21 protein-coding genes are annotated in these 19,594 nt (G+C 56.9%); 11 read left to right on the forward strand and 10 right to left on the reverse strand.

The window, feature by feature from the left end:
- Positions 1-33 precede the first annotated feature (33 nt).
- From GOV85_RS01545 to infC, 5 genes are all read left to right on the forward strand, one after another.
- The gene (locus GOV85_RS01545; RefSeq protein WP_171174326.1) at positions 34-1,698 is read left to right on the forward strand and encodes a nitrite/sulfite reductase; all 1,665 of its coding nucleotides are present in this window, start codon (positions 34-36) and stop codon (positions 1,696-1,698) included.
- Positions 1,688-2,449 carry a phosphoadenylyl-sulfate reductase gene (locus GOV85_RS01550; RefSeq protein ID WP_171174328.1) on the forward strand — a complete coding sequence of 254 codons (762 nt, stop codon included), beginning with the start codon at positions 1,688-1,690 and terminating at the stop codon, positions 2,447-2,449. Before GOV85_RS01545 ends, GOV85_RS01550 begins: the two co-directional genes overlap by 11 nt.
- Positions 2,446-2,853: a DUF934 domain-containing protein gene (locus tag GOV85_RS01555; RefSeq protein WP_171174330.1), complete on the forward strand. Its 408-nt coding sequence runs from the start codon at positions 2,446-2,448 to the stop codon at positions 2,851-2,853. Before GOV85_RS01550 ends, GOV85_RS01555 begins: the two co-directional genes overlap by 4 nt.
- Positions 2,854-2,960: 107 nt before the next feature.
- Complete coding sequence (locus tag GOV85_RS01560) at positions 2,961-3,794, forward strand: ferredoxin--NADP reductase (protein WP_171174332.1); 834 nt, start codon at positions 2,961-2,963, stop codon at positions 3,792-3,794.
- Between the two features lie 157 nt (positions 3,795-3,951).
- Positions 3,952-4,500, forward strand: coding sequence for a translation initiation factor IF-3 (infC, locus tag GOV85_RS01565; protein WP_171176191.1), 549 nt, complete (start codon positions 3,952-3,954; stop codon positions 4,498-4,500).
- A 68-nt stretch (positions 4,501-4,568) separates the two neighbouring features.
- Here infC and GOV85_RS01570 read toward each other — a convergent pair whose 3' ends face one another.
- Both GOV85_RS01570 and GOV85_RS01575 read right to left on the reverse strand, forming a co-directional pair.
- Positions 4,569-5,885 (reverse strand): aspartate aminotransferase family protein, encoded by a 1,317-nt coding sequence (locus tag GOV85_RS01570; RefSeq protein WP_171174334.1) that lies wholly within the window; start codon positions 5,883-5,885, stop codon positions 4,569-4,571.
- The gene (locus GOV85_RS01575) at positions 5,882-6,655 is read right to left on the reverse strand and encodes a 3-keto-5-aminohexanoate cleavage protein (protein ID WP_171174336.1); all 774 of its coding nucleotides are present in this window, start codon (positions 6,653-6,655) and stop codon (positions 5,882-5,884) included. Before GOV85_RS01575 ends, GOV85_RS01570 begins: the two co-directional genes overlap by 4 nt.
- Before the next feature lie 88 nt (positions 6,656-6,743).
- On the opposite strand from GOV85_RS01575, the gene GOV85_RS01580 reads away from it, so the two are divergent.
- Positions 6,744-7,643 carry a MurR/RpiR family transcriptional regulator gene (locus GOV85_RS01580; protein ID WP_171174339.1) on the forward strand — a complete coding sequence of 300 codons (900 nt, stop codon included), beginning with the start codon at positions 6,744-6,746 and terminating at the stop codon, positions 7,641-7,643.
- A gap of 38 nt (positions 7,644-7,681) precedes the next feature.
- Here the strand turns inward: GOV85_RS01580 and GOV85_RS01585 are convergent, their stop codons facing one another.
- On the reverse strand, positions 7,682-8,683 hold the full coding sequence (locus GOV85_RS01585; RefSeq protein WP_171174341.1) for a molybdopterin-binding protein: 1,002 nt from the start codon (positions 8,681-8,683) through the stop codon (positions 7,682-7,684).
- Entirely contained in the window at positions 8,680-9,648 is a 969-nt protein-coding gene (locus tag GOV85_RS01590) for an XdhC family protein (RefSeq protein WP_171174343.1), read from the reverse strand. Before GOV85_RS01590 ends, GOV85_RS01585 begins: the two co-directional genes overlap by 4 nt.
- Before the next feature lie 228 nt (positions 9,649-9,876).
- Here GOV85_RS01590 and GOV85_RS01595 point away from each other — a divergent pair, with 228 nt between their 5' ends.
- Positions 9,877-10,377: a hypothetical protein gene (locus GOV85_RS01595; protein ID WP_171174345.1), complete on the forward strand. Its 501-nt coding sequence runs from the start codon at positions 9,877-9,879 to the stop codon at positions 10,375-10,377.
- 4 nt (positions 10,378-10,381) lie between these two features.
- Here the strand turns inward: GOV85_RS01595 and GOV85_RS01600 are convergent, their stop codons facing one another.
- Positions 10,382-11,641: a VWA domain-containing protein gene (locus GOV85_RS01600; protein WP_171174347.1), complete on the reverse strand. Its 1,260-nt coding sequence runs from the start codon at positions 11,639-11,641 to the stop codon at positions 10,382-10,384.
- A 58-nt stretch (positions 11,642-11,699) separates the two neighbouring features.
- Positions 11,700-12,608 (reverse strand): MoxR family ATPase, encoded by a 909-nt coding sequence (locus GOV85_RS01605; protein WP_171174349.1) that lies wholly within the window; start codon positions 12,606-12,608, stop codon positions 11,700-11,702.
- A gap of 161 nt (positions 12,609-12,769) precedes the next feature.
- Between GOV85_RS01605 and pyrC the strand changes: the two genes are divergently transcribed.
- Positions 12,770-13,807: a dihydroorotase gene (gene pyrC / locus GOV85_RS01610; protein ID WP_171174351.1), complete on the forward strand. Its 1,038-nt coding sequence runs from the start codon at positions 12,770-12,772 to the stop codon at positions 13,805-13,807.
- Here pyrC and GOV85_RS01615 read toward each other — a convergent pair.
- The gene (locus tag GOV85_RS01615; protein ID WP_171174353.1) at positions 13,804-15,096 is read right to left on the reverse strand and encodes an MmgE/PrpD family protein; all 1,293 of its coding nucleotides are present in this window, start codon (positions 15,094-15,096) and stop codon (positions 13,804-13,806) included. The genes pyrC and GOV85_RS01615 overlap by 4 nt on opposite strands.
- 37 nt (positions 15,097-15,133) lie before the next feature.
- A complete protein-coding gene (locus GOV85_RS01620; RefSeq protein WP_171174355.1) occupies positions 15,134-15,580 on the reverse strand; it encodes a type II toxin-antitoxin system RatA family toxin in 447 nt (148 codons plus the stop codon).
- Between the two features lie 72 nt (positions 15,581-15,652).
- Here GOV85_RS01620 and hpt point away from each other — a divergent pair, with 72 nt between their 5' ends.
- Together hpt and GOV85_RS01630 are read left to right on the forward strand one after the other, a co-directional pair.
- Positions 15,653-16,192: a hypoxanthine phosphoribosyltransferase gene (hpt, locus tag GOV85_RS01625; RefSeq protein WP_171174357.1), complete on the forward strand. Its 540-nt coding sequence runs from the start codon at positions 15,653-15,655 to the stop codon at positions 16,190-16,192.
- 123 nt (positions 16,193-16,315) lie between these two features.
- Positions 16,316-16,672, forward strand: coding sequence for a hypothetical protein (locus tag GOV85_RS01630; protein ID WP_171174359.1), 357 nt, complete (start codon positions 16,316-16,318; stop codon positions 16,670-16,672).
- A 6-nt stretch (positions 16,673-16,678) separates the two neighbouring features.
- On the opposite strand, the gene GOV85_RS01635 is transcribed toward GOV85_RS01630, so the two are convergent.
- Complete coding sequence (locus GOV85_RS01635; protein ID WP_171174361.1) at positions 16,679-17,836, reverse strand: amidohydrolase; 1,158 nt, start codon at positions 17,834-17,836, stop codon at positions 16,679-16,681.
- A complete protein-coding gene (lipA, locus tag GOV85_RS01640; protein WP_171174363.1) occupies positions 17,833-18,783 on the reverse strand; it encodes a lipoyl synthase in 951 nt (316 codons plus the stop codon). Before lipA ends, GOV85_RS01635 begins: the two co-directional genes overlap by 4 nt.
- Before the next feature lie 261 nt (positions 18,784-19,044).
- On the opposite strand from lipA, the gene GOV85_RS01645 reads away from it, so the two are divergent.
- A complete protein-coding gene (locus tag GOV85_RS01645; RefSeq protein WP_171174365.1) occupies positions 19,045-19,593 on the forward strand; it encodes a peroxiredoxin in 549 nt (182 codons plus the stop codon).
- Position 19,594: the final 1 nt, after the last annotated feature.

Here is a 19,594-nt window from a genome sequence, read left to right on the forward strand (position 1 = left end):
AAGGTTCGGGGTTGCAACCAAGGACAGCTAGACATGTATCGCTACTCCGAGTTTGACCACGAGTTTCTGGCAGAGCGCAACGCGCAATTCCGTGCGCAGGTCGAGCGCCGCATTGACGGTTCGCTGACCGAAGACGAATTCAAACCCCTGCGCCTGATGAACGGCCTGTATCTGCAACTGCACGCCTATATGCTGCGCGTCGCCATCCCCTATGGCACCCTGTCCAGCGCGCAGATGCGCCAACTGGCGCTGTTGGCCGAAAAGTGGGACAAGGGCTATGGCCACTTCACCACCCGTCAGAACATCCAGTACAACTGGCCCAAGCTGAACGACGTGCCGGATATGCTGGACGCGCTGGCCGAAGTTGGCATGCACGCCATTCAAACCTCGGGAAACACCATCCGCAATGTGACCGCCGACCATTTTGCTGGCGCAGCCGCGGATGAAGTTGCGGACCCGCGCCCTTATGCAGAACTTCTGCGCCAGTGGTCGACCGACCACCCGGAATTCCAGTTCATGCCGCGCAAGTTCAAGATTGCCATTACCGGTTCGGAAAATGACCGTGCCGTCATCAAGGCACATGATATCGGCCTGCAACTGGTCGAGCGTGGCGGTGTTCTGGGGGCCCGTGTGATTGTTGGTGGCGGTCTGGGCCGTACGCCAATGATCGGCAAAGAACTGTCCGATTTCGTCGCTTTTGACGATCTGCTGGCCTATTTGGAATCCGTTGTGTCCGTCTGGAACCAGATCGGCCGCCGTGACAACAAATATAAGGCACGCATCAAGATCACCGTGCACGAGCACGGCATCGACGCCATCCGCGCCAAGGTCAACGAGCGTTTCCTGCAGGTCCGCCCGCAGTTCAAGGGTGCTGACATGAACCTTCTCGAAGAGATCAAGGATCACTTTGCGGCACCTGCCTTCCGCGAAGGTTCGGTTGCGTCTTTTGAAAGCGCCTACGCCAACGATCCGGTTTTCCGCTCGTGGGTCGACACCAACATCGCGCCGCACAAAAACGCAGACCACGCGATTGTCACGATCTCGATCAAAAAGCACGGCGCGACGCCGGGCGATGCAACGGCCGAGCAGATGCGCATAATGGCCGATCTGGCCGAAGAGTTCGCGTATGACGAGCTGCGTATCAGCCATGAGCAGAACGTGATCCTGCCGCATGTTCACAAATCGGATCTGCCTGCGATCCACGCGAAGCTGAAGGAATACGAACTGGCCACCGCCAATATCGGCCTGATCAGCGACATAATCGCCTGCCCCGGCATGGATTACTGCGCGCTGGCCACGGCACGATCGATCCCGGTTGCGCAGGAAATCGCGACCCGGTTTGACGAGCTGAAGCTGGAGCATGATATCGGTCACCTGAAGATCAAGATCTCGGGCTGCATCAACGCATGTGGTCACCACCACGTGGGGCATATCGGCATTCTGGGGCTGGATCGCGCGGGCGTTGAAAACTACCAGATCACTCTGGGCGGCGACGGCACCGAGACAGCGGCCGTGGGCGACCGCACGGGTCCGGGCTTTGCCTATAGTGAAATCGTGCCCGCCGTAGAGCGCATCGTCGACACCTATCTGAACCAGCGGGAGAGCGCCGAAGAAACTTTCCTGGAGACCTATCGCCGAGTTGGCATGGCTCCGTTTAAGGCAGCCCTCTACCCCGAGGCTCGGGCGAATGCCGCTTGATCTGATCCAGACGGAACTGGGCAAAGACCGCAGCGAACTGACCGAAAAGGTCGGAGCGCTGAACGCCCGGTTCCGCCACCATTCTGCGCATGATGTCATGCATGGTGCCATCGAGGAAATCGACGATCTTGCTCTTGTCTCAAGCTTCGGTGCGGAATCGGTGGTCTTGCTGCATATGGCAGCGGTGGTCGACAAGGCGACCCCGGTGCTGTTCGTGGACACTCAGTTGCTGTTCACTGAAACGCTGGAATACCAACATGAGGTCAGCGAGCGTTTGGGCCTGAAGAACGTCAAGATCATTTGTGCGGATGAAGAAGACGTTCAACGAGACGACCCTTACAGTGCTCTGCGCCTACGCGATACAGATGCCTGCTGCAACCTGCGCAAAACCTTCCCACTGCAAAAAGCCCTGTCGGGCTATTGTGGCTGGATCACGGGACGCAAGCGGTTTCAGTCGGGCACACGCGCCGCGCTCGAGTTTTTTGAAGTCGAAGACGGCACGGGCCGGATCAAAGTCAACCCGCTTGCCCATTGGGCACCCGAAGACGTGCGCACCTATATGGACGAAAACAATCTGCCCCGGCACCCGCTGGTGGCCAAAGGATACCCTTCGATCGGATGTGCGCCCTGCACCTCGCCGGTCAAAGAGGGCGAAGACCCACGCGCCGGACGTTGGCGCGATCAGAACAAGGAAGAATGTGGCATCCATTTTGTCGATGGCAAAATGATCCGCATCGGAGAGAAAACATGAACGTAATCGTAACGGATGAGGGCTTTTCGCCTGATGACTGGACCGACGGCTTTGTCACCCTGGATGATGCCGCCAATGACGTAGTGGCCCTTGATGTGGCCTCGGACACCGACCCGGATGAGCTGATTGACCGTTTGGGCAGCGCCAAGATGGTGCGTGTGGACTTCCCCTCCTCTGCGGATGGGCGCGGCTTTACAATTGCACGCGTTCTACGCCTGAAAGGGTATACAGGCCGCCTGCGCGCCAAAGGCCATGTTCTGGCAGACCAATACGCCATGGCCCGTCGCAGCGGGTTCGACGAGGTTGAAATAGATCATGCGCTTGCGGACCGACAGCCCGAAGATCAATGGCTGGCCCGCGCCAATTGGCAAGATAATAACTATCAGGCCCGCCTGCGCGGATAAGACTGCACGCACAAGCTTGTGATACAAGGGGGGCAATCTGTCCCCTTTTCCTGACTTGGATCAAAGATTAAACGGAGATGTCGGTTTAGCTGGCCGGCAGTGAAATGATGACAGAGATGAAATCCGTGAGTGAAGCAACCGCCGTTAAGGCCCCCGTACTGCCAGATGCCCAGACTGTCACCGAGGTGAAGCACTGGACTGACAGCCTGTTCTCTTTCAAGGTGTCGCGCCCTGCCTCGCTGCGATTCCGCTCGGGTGAATTCGTGATGATCGGCCTGCTGGGCGACAACGGAAAACCTTTGCTGCGCGCCTATTCGATTGCGTCGCCGTCCTGGGATGAAGAGTTGGAGTTCTATTCCATCAAGGTACAGAACGGCCCGCTGACTTCGAAGCTGCAACATATCAAACCCGGCGATCAGATCATTTTACGCCCCAAGCCGGTTGGCACACTGGTGCATGACGCCCTGCTGCCTGGCAAACGCCTGTGGTTCTTTGCCACCGGCACCGGTTTCGCGCCATTTGCCTCGCTACTGCGTGAACCGCAGACCTATGAGGATTATAACGAGGTTATAATCACCCACACCTGCCGCGAAGTCGCGGAACTGGAATATGGCCGCCAACTGATCGAAAACATCCGTCAGGATGAATTGCTGTCCGAGCTGATGGGCGAAGGGTTCGCTGACAAAATCCGCTATTACCCAACCACCACGCGGGAAGACAGCCCCAAGATGGGCCGTATCACCACCCTGCTGCAGGACGGCACCGTGTTTGCCGATTTGGGCATCGAAGGCGGCATCAAGCCTGAAACCGACCGCGCAATGGTTTGCGGTTCCTTGGCTTTCAACCTGGACATCAAGGAAATCCTTGAAGGGTTTGGTCTGCGCGAAGGCGCAAATTCCGAGCCAAAGGAATTCGTGATCGAGAAAGCCTTTGTCGGATAATACCAATTTGCGTTCGAAGCTTTGGTGCTTCGAACGCGAAAAACACCCGATAAAACAAGTTTTTTCACTGCAACCTGTATTTATGCCGCTTGAAGTGCGGCGCAGCCCGGTTTAAATTCCGGGCTCGAAATTCTGCAATTATCAAAGGAATGAACCCATAGCTCGCAGACCTCACAACGCGCCGCCTCAACGTGACACCGGCCCGCGCGTCAATGACAGAATCCGTGCCCCCGAAATTCGGCTAATTGGTGCCGAAGGTGAAAACGTCGGGGTGGTTCATCCCGCCAAAGCCATGCAACTTGCTGCAGATGCCGGTCTTGACCTTGTCGAGATTTCGCCCAACGCGAACCCACCGGTCTGTAAGATCATGGACTTCGGCAAATACAAATACGAACAACAAAAGCGCGAAAGCGAAGCCCGTAAAAAGCAAAAAGTCATCGAGGTGAAAGAGGTCAAGTTCCGGCCCAACACCGACACCCATGACTATGACGTAAAGATGCGGAACGTGTTCAAGTTCCTTGAAAACGGCGACAAGGTCAAAGTGACCCTGCGTTTCCGTGGCCGCGAAATGGCGCACCAGAACTTGGGACGCGAATTGCTGGAGCGTGTTGCTGAGGACGTCAAAGACCTTGGCAAGATTGAAAACATGCCAAAGATGGAAGGCCGTCAGATGATCATGATGATCGGCCCACTTCCTCAGAAATAGGCCAAACACCGGCTGAAAGATCTAAGGCTCTCGCAAGTACCGCGAGAGCCTTTTCGTTTCTACCGCCGTTAGATAACTGCGCTCAACGCCCGTTCCAATTTGCTGACAAGTTCGTCAATCTGCGCGTCTCCGATGATAAAAGGTGGTGCCAGAAGAATGTGATCTCCGTTACGTCCATCCCGTGTCCCCACCATCGGATAACAGATCAAGCCTTCAGCCATTGCAGCCTTCTTCACCTTTCCGGCAATGCCCAAAGACGGATCGAACGGAGCTTTGGTGCCCCGATCGGACACCAGCTCGATCCCGCGGAAAAGGCCACGCCCACGCAGATCGCCGACATTCGGGTGCTGTCCAAACGCAGCCTCAAGGGCTGATTGCACTTTGTCTCCCATGACCCCGGCTCGGGCTGGCAAATCCCGTTCCGTCAGTTCACGGACCACCGCGAGTGCAGCAGCCGTAGCAACCGGGTGACCGATATAGGTGTGCCCGTGTTGAAAAAAACCTGACCCATCCCGAATTGCATCATATATCGCCCCGGTGCAAAGCATAGCTCCGATCGGTTGATACCCGGCCCCCAAACCTTTGGCGATGCACAGAATATCCGGCGCAACATCGTCATGATCGCAGGCAAACAGATGGCCTGTGCGCCCCATACCGCACATAACCTCATCCAGGATCAACAGCACCCCGTATTGGTTGCAGATTTCCCGGATACGTTTGAAATACCCCTCAACAGCCGGAACCGCGCCCAGGGTTGCACCGACCACGGGTTCTGCCATGAAAGCCATAACTGTGTCCGGACCCAGGCGTAGTATTTCAGCCTCAAGCTCGTTGGCAACGCGCTGACCATAGTCAAAGCTACCCTCACTTTCAGGTTTTTCGGCGTATTCATAACAAGCCGAAATATGCGTCATCTCAATCAGCATCGGTGCGAACTGAGCACGCCTCCAGGCGTTGCCCCCGGCAGACAAAGCGCCCAGCGTGTTGCCGTGGTAGCTTTGTTTTCGCGCGATGACATGCCGACGCTCGGGCTGACCGGTCTCGAGAAAGTACTGACGCGCCAGTTTGATTGCCGCCTCGGTTGCCTCAGACCCGCCCGATACAAAATAGACCCGGTCCAAATCGCCCGGCGCGTGCTGGATCAACAGATCCGCCAGCGCCTCAGCCGGTTCAGAGGTCATGAAACCGCTGTGGGCAAAGGCGATCTGTTCCACCTGATCCTGCACGGCGCGAATCACTGCGGGGTTGGAATGCCCCAGGCAAGACACGGCCGCGTCACCGCAGTCCAGGTACCGCTTGCCTTGGGCGTCGATCAGATAGCAGCCTTCCCCACCTGCTGCGATGGGTAGGTCCGATTTGGTGTGGCGTGGGAATACGTGACTCATGTTCTGGCCTTTCCAAGCAGTTCAACCAAAGCCGCGACCGAAGCGGCATTGTCCGCCCACGGCGTGCCATCCGGCCCCGTCAGGCTGTTTTCAAATCCAACGCGCACATCACCCCCGCGCCGCGCTGCTTCGGCCAGACAGGCGTGTTCTTGTGCGCCAAACGCGCAGACCATCCAATAGTTTTGACATTTCGGGAAGGCATCCAGATCTGCCGGTACAGATTGCTGACCTTCGCTATAGCGTCCCAGAACAAACAGCCGGTCCGTCTGATCCTTACGAACAATGTCATCCTGCTGCCACTGGTCCAACAGCCGCGCGTCTTCTGCATCGTAAAGTATATGCTGAACCCGCGTTCCCTGATCAGCACAGAGCGCATAGACATGCGGTGCAAGGTTGAGGTCGCGCGCAATCTCTCGTACCGAAATCGAGGCCCAGTCTGGACGCACCTGTTCCAAGCAGGCCAGCTGCGCGGGAACGTCAAATACTCCGGCCGCTTCGGTTGTTATTTGAACATCCAACCCCGGCGCGATGCGGCGCAACTCGGCGATCGTTTCCAGATACGATCCAGCATCCAGCGAATGCTGACCATTCGCGTCCCGCACATGAACATGAATGCCCTGCGCCCCTGCAAGGTGGCAGGCCCGCGCGGTTTCGACGATCTGATCTATCGTGACCGGAAGGGCAGGATGATCTGCTTTAGTGCGCCGCGCGCCATTGGGCGCGACTAGAATATAGTGGGTTTTGCTGTCGTCGGCAGGGATGGGATTCATCTGTTCTTTCCTCTTACAAGGTTGCAGCTAGCCCCCACTCAATACGTTTTCAATTTACGCTATAGAAAACATATGTTTTATTTTAACCATGACCCCTACCCTGATGGCACTCACGGATCAGTTGAGGCGCGAGATTGATCAGATGCCTGCGCAAATGCAGGTCGCGGCGAAGTATGTTGTCGATCATCCTGGCGACTTTGGACTGAACCCTATCCGTAAAACAGCGGACAGAATCGGCATCAGTTCAAACGTGTTGGTACGGCTTGCGCAGCGCATGGGCTTTGACAGCTTCGACGCATTTCGCCAACCATTTCGCCGCGCTCTGACAACTGACAGCGAAGACCGGCTGGGGCAAGGCTGGTTGGAGGCTCCGTCGGGGCAAGACCCGTTTCATCTGGCGCAGGTCAAATTCGCTCAGAACGAGATGAATGTGGTTTCGCGATCCTTGCGCCTGATGGATCCGCATCTGACACAACAAGCCATTGGGCACATGGTTTCCGCGCGGCGCTGTTACGTTACGGCGACACGGTCCAGCCACGCCCTGGCCTACTACTTTCACTACGCAGGCCGCATGGCCCATCCCGGATTGCAGCTGGTGCCCCGTCACATGGGCTCAGCCATTGACGATTTGGTCGAAGCCACGGCTGAAGATTGTCTGTTTGCCATCACCGTCCATCCCTATTCCGCCGATACGATACAATCGATGCGCTTTGCCCGCGACCGGTCCATGCGTATCGTGTTGCTGTCGGATAGCGAGGTGATCGCGCCCGGGGTCGAACCGGATGTAATCCTGTCTGTCAGCACCCGAACTTTGCACCCATTTTCAAGCTTTTCCGGCGCGATGGCCGTGTTGGAATGTTTGCTCGGGCATTTGTTCGAGGCCGGTTGCAAGGACGCCCGGGCACGCGTGGAACAGTACCAAAAAGCACGGGAAGACACGGGGGCTTATTGGCGGCCCGGTGTTTTGCCAAAGCTCAGGAAGCTCTGACAACCTTGCTGAGATGCGGCCAGCGCACGTCAATACGTCTAGGTTTTGCGTTTGGCACGCGGCTGCGGTCTGGTCGGAATTTCCTTTAAAAGCCCGCCAACCCCCATCGCTGCTATGTGAGCACCCGTAGTCTCAATTCCACACGCGATCCGAGACAGAACCCAATCGGCACCGTTTAAGGCTGGAGAACGCGCACAGCCTGGTAATCCAATGACCGGGCGATCCCGCAAGGCGCCCAAAAACAGCAAGTTTCCCGGATCCACCGGCATTCCAAAGCGATCCACCTGCCCGCCAGCCAGACGCACAGCCGACGGCGCCACATCTTCCGGGTCCGACGTCGCAGACCCTGTCAGGATCATCAAAACATCGCCATCGCTTTGCGAAACCGCTTTGGCCAGAGCATCGACCCTGTGCGGAACGATCTGCACATCACTCAGCTCCATATCCAGCAACTCGACCCGGCCCCGAATAGCGGCAATCCCTTTCTCATTCGGTGGCCCGCCCGGAATGTCCGTCACGATCAGTCCGGCTGTTTGGTGAACCGGACGCGCCAAACGGATTGCGCCCTGTGCCAAAGCGGCGGCGCGTTGGACATCCTCTTCGGGCACAGCGTAAGAGATAACCTTGATGGTCGCCACCATACCTCCTGGTCCCATTTGCTGATGCTGGGGTACCGTGGCCACTGTGATCATCGGATTGACTTGGTTGAACCGTTCGAGCGCGGCGACATCCAGAACGGCCACCCCCGGTCCATCGGCCAAAAGGTTGACCCGCCCGGTAAACGCCTCGGTCACGCGCAGGTTGGCTGCGGCAGCATCAGGCGCAAGGGCCGCCGCCAAAGCCCGTGCGGCCTCGTCCTCATGGCAGTCACCGGGATCAAGCCGTGCGACAATGACTTCGCTTAGCCCAGCTTGCGTCAACTGCACGATATCTTCGGGCTGCAATGCCAATCCTTTGCGCAGCTTACGCTCGCCTGCCGTCACCGAATGCGCCAAAATGGCCCCTTCGGCCTGCGCTACGGGAACCGGGCCAAACCTCATGCTTTGCCCCGCAAGACCGCTGTCATCTGAGCCAGAATAGCAACGGCGATTTCTGCAGGTCCCGCAGCACCAATATCCAATCCGATCGGGCCGTGAATTCTGGAAATCTGTTCCTCAGTGAACCCTGCGGCTTTCATGCGATCCACCCGTTTGGCATGGGTGCGCGTCGAGCCCAGAGCGCCGATATAAAATACTCCTGCATCAAGTGCCGCTTGCAGCGCCGGGTCGTCCAGCTTGGGATCATGGGTCAGCAAGACAATGGCGGTGCGTGCATCCAGCCCCAGCTTGGCCACCGCTTCGTCCGGCCAATCAGTCAGGATTGTCTCCCCTGGAAAGCGCGAGCTGGATGCAAAGGCATCGCGCGGATCGATGATGGCCGGATCATAGCCCGCAATGCGCGCCATCGGTACAAGTGCCTGTGCGATATGGACGGCACCCACAACGAGCAGCCGCAAAGGCGGGTTGTGAACGGCCACAAAGGTTTCGCCGTCCTCTTCAAACCCGGACCGGTCCATGCGCAACCGATCAGCGTAGGCGTTGCGACGTAAGGCCCTGTGTCCAGTATTTGTGTTCACCTCATACGCCACGGGCGCGCGCGCAGCACGGGCTGCGACCAATTCTGCCAGCATGGGCTCGGGCAGGACCTTGCCAATGGGTTCGACCAGAACACGGATCGTTCCGCCGCAGGCCAGCCCCACAGCAAAGGCGTCCTCATCGCTGACGCCAAATTCCAAAAGCCGGGCTTCGCCCTCGTCCAAGGCTTCAAGCGCTTCAACGATCACCGCACCTTCTACACAACCGCCGGAAACCGAGCCTTCAATCCGCCCGTCTCCACCGATCACCAGTTGCGATCCCACACGCCGTGGCGCGCTGCCCCAGGTTTCGACAACTGTAGCCAAGGCCGCGCCACGCCCGCTGCGGTGCCAGTCCAGAGCCGTTTCCGGGCTGTTGTCGAATCGCTCCATCAGACCCTCCAGATGTCGTCCGACTCCAACATAGGCAGGATTGGCGCGATGAAAAGCGCCGCCGTCTTGCCAAATGGTCTATACCGGTTGTTTCCCGAACCCGGCTAAACCTCGGCCTCATTCAATAAATCATAGGATTGATTGTTTGGAGGCCGCGTTTTAGCCTGCCCACGCAACTGGTATTTTGCCAGACCGCGTATCCAAAATTTATATATCGGAGGCAAGCAGTTGAAACGTTTTTTAACACTGGGCGCAGCGGTTGGTCTTTTGACCGCGACCGCAGCATGGGCTGATACGTTCGAACGCTATGGTGAAGTCGAAGGCTGGAAGGTCTTTATCGACAATGAAAAGAAATCCTGCCTGATCGAGGCTGTGGACGATGCGGAAAACGTCGTTCAGATGGGTCTGACCGAAGACCGCGGCGTTGGCTATGTCGGTGTGTTCACCAAAGCCGACACCGATATCAAACGGGGCGAAACGCAAGAAGTCGCTATCCTGATTGGCGACAATATCTATCTGGGTGAAGCCACCGGAATGAAGGGTAATATCACCAAGGGCTATTCGGGCGGTTACGTTCTGTCTGACAACCCCCAATTCGCTGATGATCTGGCCAAGAAAAAAGTCATGATCGTGTTCCCCGAAACCGCGTATGCGTTCACGGTCGACTTGACTGGCACATACAAAGCCATGGAAATGGCGCGCAAGTGCAACGCAGAACAGCTGTCGTAAGTGCCTAACCGGAAAGCGCGGCCATCAGCCGGGCTTTCTGACCCTGGTCGTCGAGTTCTGAGATCACGTCGGCCAGGTCTTCGAGCGAGGCGATCGAATGTCCTGCCCGGAAACTGTCCACGTGTGGCAGCATTGCCGCAACGCCCTGTGCTTTCGGGGCGAACCCATCCCAACGTAACAACGGATTGAGCCAGATCAAGCGTCTTGCGGACAGATGCAAGCGTTCAATCTCTTTCTGCAAAATCTCCGGGTCGCCCCGTTCCAAACCGTCCGTGATCAGCAGAACCACCGCCCCTTGCCCCATGACACGACGGGACCAGTCGCGGTTGAATTGGTGCAAACAGTCGCCGATGCGTGTGCCTCCTTCCCAATCCTGCGCCTCGGACCCAGCGGCGGCAAGCGCTGCGTCCACATCTCTTTGATGAAGATGGCGCGTTATATTGGTCAGACGGGTGCCAAATGTGAAGGCGTGAACCTTGGCCCACCCCGCCCCCTTGGCGTTGGACACCGTGTGTAGGAAATGAAGGATGATCCGGCTGTATTGGCTCATGGATCCAGAAATATCACAAAGCGCGACAAGGTTAGGCCAGCGCGGCTTGGGCTGAAGCCTGGCTATAGTGCGCAGCTCGCCGCCTTGTCGCATTGCCGCGCGCAACGTTCGGGCACGGTCGATACGGTGGCCAAGATGGCTGGCCTGCCCACGGCGCGACTCGATGGGTTTAACCGGCAGGGTCATCCGTGCCAAAACGCGTTTGGCTTGCGCGATTTCGGCCGTGCTCATCTGCTCAAAATCGAGATTGCGCAAACGTTCTTCGGATGATGCTGTCTGAGTAGCGTCAATCTCGATTTCGGTTTCGCCCTCATCTTGTATGACGGGTTCCGGCAGATCCTGTTCGACGCCATCCAGCAACGCCTCGGCTGCGCGTTTTTCACCGGCATCGGCCTTGCGCTCTTCCTGAACGCCGCGAATGGCGGGCAGCATCATGGCCATCATGTGTTCCATGTATCGCGGATCGCGCCAGTACATTCGAAAGATTTGCGCAAACACCGTGCGGTGTTCCGGGCGGTTCACGAAACAGGCGTGCAGCGTCCAGTAAAAGTCCCGTTTCTCGGTAAACCCTGCCGCCTGCACAGCGTTGATGGCATCAATCACGCGCCCCGGACCGATTGGCAAACCCGCCTTTCTGAGAGCACGGGCGAAGTGCGTGATATTCTGGGCCAGCTTCGGGTTGTCCGGTATTTCCAGCGGGAGTTGTTCTGCCATCAGCACCCATGGGGGCTCTGCCCCCATACCCCCGGAGTATTTGGGAAAAGGTGAAGCATCAGGCCGGTTCGAGGGTGGCCTTAGCCTCGTCCAGAATGCGCTTCGCCTCGGACCCCTGTAGTTTCTGGATGTCGTCCTGGTATTTCAGGATTGCTCCCAGCGTGTCGCCGATCACCTCAGGGCTCAGGTTCATCACATCCAGCGCCAACAGGCATTTGGCCCAGTCGATTGTCTCGGCCACGCCGGGCTTCTTGAACAAATCTTCGGTGCGCAAACGCTGAACAAAGGCCACAACTTCCCGGCTGAGGGCATCCGCGGCTTCGGGTGCGCGGGCGTGCAGGATTTCGATCTCGCGCTCGAAATCGGGATAGTCGACCCAATGATAAAGGCAGCGGCGTTTGAGGGCGTCATGCACCTCGCGCGTGCGGTTTGACGTGACTATGACAACGGGCGGCTCTGGTGCTTTAACGGTGCCCAACTCGGGGATCGTGACCTGAAAATCACTGAGAGCCTCTAGCAGGAAGGCTTCGAAAGGTTCATCGGTCCTGTCCAGCTCGTCAATCAGCAGGACCGGCGCGCCATGTTCGTCTGGCCGCATGGCTTGTAACAACGGGCGTTCGATCAGGTATTCGTCTGAGAACAGTTCGGACTGCAATGCACCCCGATCCGCCCCGCCCGACGCCTCAGCCGTGCGGATCGCAACCATCTGCGCGGGAAAGTTCCATTCATAGACGGCAGAAGAGGCGTCCAGACCTTCGTAGCATTGCAAGCGGATCAGGCGACGGTTCAAACCCGAGGCCAAGGCTTTGGCGATTTCGGTTTTCCCAACGCCCGCTTCACCTTCCAGAAACAAAGGTCGGCCCAGTTTCAGCGACAGGAAAACAACCGTCGCAAGGGCGCGTCCGCATACATAGCCCTGGGCTCCCAACATCTGCTGCACGGCGTCAATTGAATTTGGTTGCGTCATGGAACCCTCTCTCCTTAGCGTTCAAACAGTTCACGCACAGACCTGTGCGTCAAGACCTCACGCCAAGACACAGCTACGACGTTCGGGTTGGTTGACAAGTTTTTTTGCCAATGAGCGCGGTCGCGGTTGGTCTTTTTCAACAGCTATGCTAGCGGAAAGCCATGACCGATACCCTCACGATCCGCCGCCCCGACGACTGGCATTTGCACTTGCGCGATGGCGCCATGCTGCAGGCCGTTCTGCCCGAAACCGCGCGCCATTTTGGCCGTGCGATCATCATGCCCAATCTGGTGCCCCCGGTTGTCACCGGCGCGCACGCCGCGGCTTATCGCGACCGCATCATGGCCGCGCTGCCCGACGGAATGTCGTTTGAGCCGTTGATGACCCTCTATCTGACCGAGGATACGGACCCGGACGATCTGGCTGCTGCTCATGCAAGCGGATTGGTCAAAGCGGTCAAGCTGTACCCTGCCGGGGCCACAACCAATTCGCATTCGGGTGTGCGGAACTTCGACAATGTCCGCCCCGTGCTTGAGCGTATGGCTGAGATTGGCTTGCCGCTCTGCGTGCATGGTGAAGTGACGGATTCTGAGATCGACATCTTCGACCGTGAGGCTGTGTTCATCGATCGCGTTCTGGACCCAATCCGAAAGGCGACTCCGGGCCTTCGCGTGGTGATGGAGCATATCACGACCCGCGACGGCGTTCAGTATGTTAAAGCCAATGAGGCAGACCTGGGCGCGACAATCACGGCGCATCACCTGATCATCAATCGAAACCATATTCTCGTCGGTGGAATCAAACCGCATTACTATTGCCTGCCCGTCGCCAAACGCGAAGAGCACCGCCAAGAGTTGCTGAAAGCCGCGACTTCGGGCGATCCGCGTTATTTCCTTGGCACCGACAGCGCGCCGCATACGGATGACAACAAGGAAATGGCATGTGGTTGCGCGGGTTGCTTCACGGCAACCAACACCATGTCACTGGTGGCTGAGATGTTCGACCGCGAAGGTGCATTGGACAAACTGGAAGGCTTTGTTTCGCTGAATGGACCCGCGTTCTATCGACTGCCCGTGAACGAAGGCACCATTACGCTGACCAAGGGCGAACCAGTCGAATACCCCGACAAGATCGACACCGGAGACGGGCCCGTTACCGTTTTTGACCCCGGCTTTCCATTGCACTGGCGCGTGGTTTAACCTGTCAGTTTGGCGGCCAGATCGCGGGCTCGACCTCCGGTGCGCAGCATCGACCAGATCGCGTCCGCCTTATCCGCTCCGATCAGTTTGGCCGCTTTGGCGCGCACGCGATCCTCGCGGTCAGACAACGACATTGGGGTCAGCAGATCATGGGTTGCTTCACGGCGGATACCATCGCGGCGCAACAAAGCCAGATTGGCTTGCGTTTCTGACAAGCTTTCATCCGCTTCAACCGTGATGCGGTCACGCAATGACTTAATCCGCGGGTCGGCGCAAACCTTGTCCGTATAGCTGCCCGGTAAAGCCGTATCATACCCCAGTGCCTGCATCGCGATGACTGTACGGTATGAAAACTTGGCACCTAACCCGGTTTCAGGTGTCAGCTGATTGCACACACTCATCCAGCGCGGATGGGTTTTGATCTTGATCTCGGCCACTTCAGGCTCGGCGATGTCCAGTTCACGCGCCGCTTCCAGCGCGGCGTGCAAGCCATGACAACAGGCATGGAATTTGTGACTTACGCTTTCGAACAACCATTCATCACCCAAACCATCCAGCGCGCTTAAATCCGACGCGCCCTGATGGGTTGCGCCGAATCCAAACGGGCCTTCCAGTGCATCAGCATTGGCCTCAAACCCGTGATGCACCAACAAGGCAGTTTCTGTCCCGGCAGACGCCGCAAGACCTGCGTTATAAGGCTTTCCCATCGTCCCGAACTGAGCCTTCAGCCCGGCCGCCCGGGTCGCCGTCAGCCCCAGAACGGATCGCATCTGATTTATATCGAAGCCCAACAATCGCCCTGCGGCGACGGCGGCCCCAAATGCACCGGACGTGGCTGTCTGATGAAATCCGACCTGATAGTGGCCCCGACCCAACCACAGGCCAACACGAATTGAGGATTCCATCCCAATCAAAGCGGCTTCGAGCAAATCGACCAGTATACGATCATCCCACTCGGCCACAGCAAGCGCTGCCGGCAAGATGGCCACAGACGGATGCCCGATATGAGCAAAATGCGTGTCGTCATAATCCAGCGCATGAGACACGGTGCCATTCACAAGCGCTGCGCCGCGCATTGGCGCTGCGTCGCCGCCAAAAAGATGGGCCTGTGCCTTGCTACCCTCGTCCAAAACCATCTTGCGAATGATGGATGAGACAGGTTCGTTCGCACCCGCTCGTCCTACGGCCACCCAATCCAGAACAGACAGTGATGTGACAATCCGCGCCTGCGAAGTCGTTGAAATCGGGCCAGCCGCAAAAGCGGCCAATGATGCTGTGAAATCCTTCATGAGCGCAGTCTAGCGTGCGCCCTTGCCGCGTAAAGACCTAGCCGTAGAGTTCCTGGGCCCGCGCCTCGAACGCGCGCACGATCCGTTGCATGGCTTCGTTGAACACAACGCCAATGATCCCCTGCAGAATCGCATTCTTGAACTCGAAATCCACATGGAACGAGACGTTGCAGCCCCCATCCGGTGCGTCCTCGAACTGCCAGTCGGACTTCATGTATTTGAAGGGGCCATCCAGATATTCGGTATCGATTTTCTTCTGGTCTGCAAACAGTGTCACCCTGCTCCCAAATCGTTCGCGGAACACTTTGAACGAGATCACCAGGTCGGCCTCCATTACTTCGGCCTCGCCCACAGCATATGTCTTGCGGATACGAGCTGCAGCGCACCACGGCAGAAACTGCGGATACTTGGCCACGTCAGCCACCAGATCATACATCTGCTGGGCGGTATATGGCAGGTGACGAGTTTCTGAATGGATAGGCATGGCGTCCGGTATTTGCAGGTGACAATGGCGCGTCATGTCGTATGTTGCGCGCCAAAGATCAAGGGGGCTGCGATGACTGACCGCGCATATGTGATAGATGAGATGATCTCGGCCAAGGCCATCGCTGCCAGAATTGAAGAACTCTGTCGCGAGATCACAGCAGAATTCGGCAACACCGACAAGCTGGTTGTCGTGGGCTTGTTGCGCGGCAGTTTTGTCTTCATCGCCGATCTAGTACGTGAATTGGATTTGCCGATTGAGGTAGATTTCCTTGAGGCATCCTCGTACGGAGACGCTATGGAAAGCAGCCGAGAAGTTCGAATTCTCAAAGATTTGCGCGGCGCTATTGAAGGACGCGATGTGTTGGTTGTGGAGGATATTGTTGACACCGGTCACACGCTGAATCACGTCACAAAACTGCTTCAAAGCCGCAAACCCGCACGCCTGAAGTCAATCGCCCTGCTCGACAAGCCCAGTCGTCGTGAAGTGGATTTCCGGTCAGACTGGATCGGATTCGAGATTCCAGACGAATTTGTGGTCGGTTACGGCATCGACTACGCGCAGCGGAACAGAAACCTGCCCTTTATCGGCAAGGTACGGTTTACGGGTTAATAGGTTGTCCATCACTCACCGCTTGCTGGGCGGATTCCGAACAAGACATTTCATTATCAGAATACAAATAGACGTAAGCTCGTCTTTTCCTCTAGTGTTCCTTTAAACAATGGAGGTCTGTTGATGAAGCGTATTGTCGCGACGGTTGGTGTGGTTATGGCGATCGTGGCCCTAGCAAGTGCAGGGGCTGCAAAGGACAACAAAGGCAAAGGGCAAGGGGCCAACAAAAACAAGGTGGAAAAAGCCATCAAGTCAAACGGCAAGGCGGTGCCACCCGGCCAAATCAAAAGATATACGCGCGGCCAAAAGTTGCCGGATGACTTGCGATTTGACTACATTGACGATCTCGACAATTGGAAGCTCAAGCCACTGGGCCCGGGTCAAAGATATATTCGGGTGGACGACGAGATTTTGTCGATATCAGATGACACGAAGACAGTCATAGAAGCGATTGGAATCGTTGGTGATCTCGCCAACTGAGTGAATTCAAACTGACGATCGCCTTCCAAGAATAGCGTAAATGGCGTTAAGGAAGACCCCAACACCTGCGGGTATCAACGCATCTGGAAAATCATAGTCCGGATTGTGCAGTTGTGGGTGATCCCGACCCGATCCCAACCAGAACATCGCGGCTTTTGCGCTTTTGCCGAATTGGCCAAAATCTTCTGAAAATCGCTGTGGCTGCTCCACGAGCGTGCAGGCAATGCCCTGATCAACACAGGCTTGCTTCAGGATTGAGACCGTTTCTGGGTGATTGACGCAGGCTTCGAACACCTCGTCATAGGTAATCTCGATCGACAAACCTTCGGCCTGCGCGGTCTCACGGACCATCGCTTCGGCGTCAGTCATCAGTCGCGTCATCCGCCGGTCTGAGACTGTTCGTAATGTCACCCATAGATCAGCGCGCCCAGGCGCAACACCCACTGTGCGCTCACCCAATTTGGCATGCGTGACCGTGGTCAGGGCATAGTCATCATCCAGGTCGCCGCCTGCCCCTAACCCCGCCAAAGCCGGCAACAGTTTGGCCAGAGCACCGGCAGGTGACACCCCATCCTGAGGCGCGGCCGCGTGCGAGGTTTTGCCTGTCAATACAATCTGCATTCCGCGCGAGGCGCAATTTGCAGGGCCTGTGCAAAGTTCAACGGTGCCAAGCTCCAATCCCGGCAGGTTATGAAGGGACAGTATGATATCAGGCGAAATCTCACCAAACTGGGGATCTGCCCGGAACGCAATGGCCCCATGGCCGGTCTCTTCCGCAGGTTGGAAAATCAAAACAACGCGGCCAGATGTCGGGCGTTGGGATTTCAAAGCATCGGCCACGCCCAGCACCATCGTCATATGGCCGTCATGTCCACAAAGATGCCCTTTGCCTTTTGTTTTTGAAGCATAAGGCAGGTCAGACACTTCCTGAATCGGCAACCCGTCCAATTCACATCGGATACCCACGGTGGGCCCCGGACGACCGCTTTCAAACACACCGGCCACGCCGTGGCCCCCGATTCCGGCTAACACATAATCAGCTTTGGCGTTGCGCAACAGAGCAGCGATCCGGGCAGCAGTTTCACCCTCCTGCCCCGAAAGCTCGGGATGTTGGTGCAGCTCGCGGCGCAGGCTGGTGAGCCGTGCAAAAAGTTCCGGGCTCACGCTTGCTGCAACTTCTCTTGCCGTGCAGCACGCAGACGGGCGAAATCATCACCTGCGTGGTACGATGACCGGGTCAACGGTGTTGCCGACACCATCAGGAAGCCTTTTCCATAGGCCGCCTTTTCGTAAGACGCGAATTCTTCCGGCGTGACAAAACGATCCACACCATGGTGCTTTGGAGTCGGTTGCAGATACTGACCGATGGTCAAAAAGTCGATATCCGCCGCGCGCATGTCGTCCATAACCTGACGAACCTGCTGTTCGTCTTCGCCCAAGCCGACCATGATACCAGATTTGGTGAAGATCGACGGATCCAGTTCTTTCACGCGCTGCAACAAACGCAATGAATGGAAATACCGAGCGCCCGGACGCACCTCGGGATAAAGGCCCGGTACGGTTTCCAGGTTGTGATTGAACACGTCCGGTTTTGCCTGAACCACAATCTCAAGCACCTCGGGCTCACATTTCAGGAAGTCCGGCGTCAGAATCTCGATCGTGGTTTTGGGAGAACGGTGGCGCACAGCGCGAATAGTCTGAGCAAAATGTTCAGCCCCGCCATCGTTCAGGTCGTCGCGGTCCACCGAAGTAATGACAACGTGGTTCAGCCCCAGTTTTTCCACCGCATGCGCCACGCGACCGGGTTCAAAAGCATCGAGTTCGTCAGGACGACCGGTCGCGATATTGCAGAAGGTACAGCCCCGAGTACAAATCTCGCCCATGATCATCATGGTAGCGTGACCCTGGCTCCAGCACTCGCCAACATTGGGGCATCCCGCTTCTTCACATACCGTCACCAGATTGTTGTCACGCATGATCTTTCGCGTGTCTGCATAGCCCTTGCCACCCGGCGCCTTGACCCTGATCCAGTTTGGCTTTTTGGGTTGTGTGTTATCCGGACGATGCGCTTTTTCCGGATGGCGTTGTTCTGGGATCTTGAGATCTCGCACGGGCAGATGTCCTGACTTTGGGTCAACTTTTGTTACGTATAACATAAACCTGTTACCAGCGTTACACCAGCGACGCATAGCCGCTATGCACCGTATCCAAGCAACCGCAGCAAAACCAACCTCACTAATGGTTTTTATACGATATTTCAAAAACTAACACGCATCCAAAGAATTCGCGACTGCAGCATTTCCCCGATTGAATGCGATTTAGAACTGTTTTAACTCACGAAAAAATCACAAGTGAATCACAGGAGCTTGAACATGAAATCTGGCGCAAAACTGCCTGACGTGACCTTTCACACCCGCGTCCGTGACGAGAACATCGAGGGGTCGAACCCCTTCCGCTGGGAAGACAAGACAACCGCCGATTATTTTGCTGGAAGGCGTGTGATCCTGTTCTCGTTGCCGGGCGCGTTCACACCGACCTGCTCGACCTACCAATTGCCCGGATTCGAGAAAGGCTTTGCTGATTTCACCGCCAACGGAATTGACGAGATTTACTGTATGTCCGTCAACGACAGTTTCGTTATGAACAAATGGGCGCAGGACCAGGGTCTGCAAAACGTCAAAGTCATCCCTGACGGTTCGGCAGAGTTCACCCGCAAGATGGGTATGCTGGTCGACAAAGACAATCTGGGTTTCGGCATGCGTTCGTGGCGCTATGCCGCCATCGTCAATGATGGCGTGGTCGAGGCCTGGTTCGAAGAGCCCGGCCTGATGGACAACTGCCCCGACGATCCTTACGGCGTCTCGTCGCCGGAAAACCTGATGGAACATCTGCAAAAGGCGGTCGAGCCGGAACTGGCCTGAA

Origin of the sequence: Ruegeria sp. HKCCA4633 (assembly GCF_013034605.1) — a bacterium.
In the GTDB taxonomy this organism is placed as follows: domain Bacteria; phylum Pseudomonadota; class Alphaproteobacteria; order Rhodobacterales; family Rhodobacteraceae; genus Ruegeria.

Excerpts from the sequence above, each read along its gene's own strand:
- GOV85_RS01570 (WP_171174334.1), bottom strand. The coding sequence starts at position 5,885 with ATGAGTCACGTATTCCCACGCCACACCAAATCGGACCTACCCATCGCA.
- GOV85_RS01620 (WP_171174355.1), bottom strand. The coding sequence starts at position 15,580 with ATGCCTATCCATTCAGAAACTCGTCACCTGCCATATACCGCCCAGCAG.
- GOV85_RS01580 (WP_171174339.1), top strand. The coding sequence starts at position 6,744 with ATGACCCCTACCCTGATGGCACTCACGGATCAGTTGAGGCGCGAGATT.
- GOV85_RS01560 (WP_171174332.1), top strand. The coding sequence starts at position 2,961 with ATGACAGAGATGAAATCCGTGAGTGAAGCAACCGCCGTTAAGGCCCCC.
- GOV85_RS01630 (WP_171174359.1), top strand. The coding sequence starts at position 16,316 with ATGAAGCGTATTGTCGCGACGGTTGGTGTGGTTATGGCGATCGTGGCC.
- GOV85_RS01605 (WP_171174349.1), bottom strand. The coding sequence starts at position 12,608 with ATGACGCAACCAAATTCAATTGACGCCGTGCAGCAGATGTTGGGAGCC.
- GOV85_RS01545 (WP_171174326.1), top strand. The coding sequence starts at position 34 with ATGTATCGCTACTCCGAGTTTGACCACGAGTTTCTGGCAGAGCGCAAC.
- pyrC (WP_171174351.1), top strand. The coding sequence starts at position 12,770 with ATGACCGATACCCTCACGATCCGCCGCCCCGACGACTGGCATTTGCAC.
- GOV85_RS01600 (WP_171174347.1), bottom strand. The coding sequence starts at position 11,641 with ATGGCAGAACAACTCCCGCTGGAAATACCGGACAACCCGAAGCTGGCC.
- GOV85_RS01575 (WP_171174336.1), bottom strand. The coding sequence starts at position 6,655 with ATGAATCCCATCCCTGCCGACGACAGCAAAACCCACTATATTCTAGTC.
- GOV85_RS01645 (WP_171174365.1), top strand. The coding sequence starts at position 19,045 with ATGAAATCTGGCGCAAAACTGCCTGACGTGACCTTTCACACCCGCGTC.
- GOV85_RS01590 (WP_171174343.1), bottom strand. The coding sequence starts at position 9,648 with ATGGAGCGATTCGACAACAGCCCGGAAACGGCTCTGGACTGGCACCGC.
- GOV85_RS01555 (WP_171174330.1), top strand. The coding sequence starts at position 2,446 with ATGAACGTAATCGTAACGGATGAGGGCTTTTCGCCTGATGACTGGACC.
- GOV85_RS01615 (WP_171174353.1), bottom strand. The coding sequence starts at position 15,096 with ATGAAGGATTTCACAGCATCATTGGCCGCTTTTGCGGCTGGCCCGATT.
- GOV85_RS01550 (WP_171174328.1), top strand. The coding sequence starts at position 1,688 with ATGCCGCTTGATCTGATCCAGACGGAACTGGGCAAAGACCGCAGCGAA.
- GOV85_RS01585 (WP_171174341.1), bottom strand. The coding sequence starts at position 8,683 with ATGAGGTTTGGCCCGGTTCCCGTAGCGCAGGCCGAAGGGGCCATTTTG.
- hpt (WP_171174357.1), top strand. The coding sequence starts at position 15,653 with ATGACTGACCGCGCATATGTGATAGATGAGATGATCTCGGCCAAGGCC.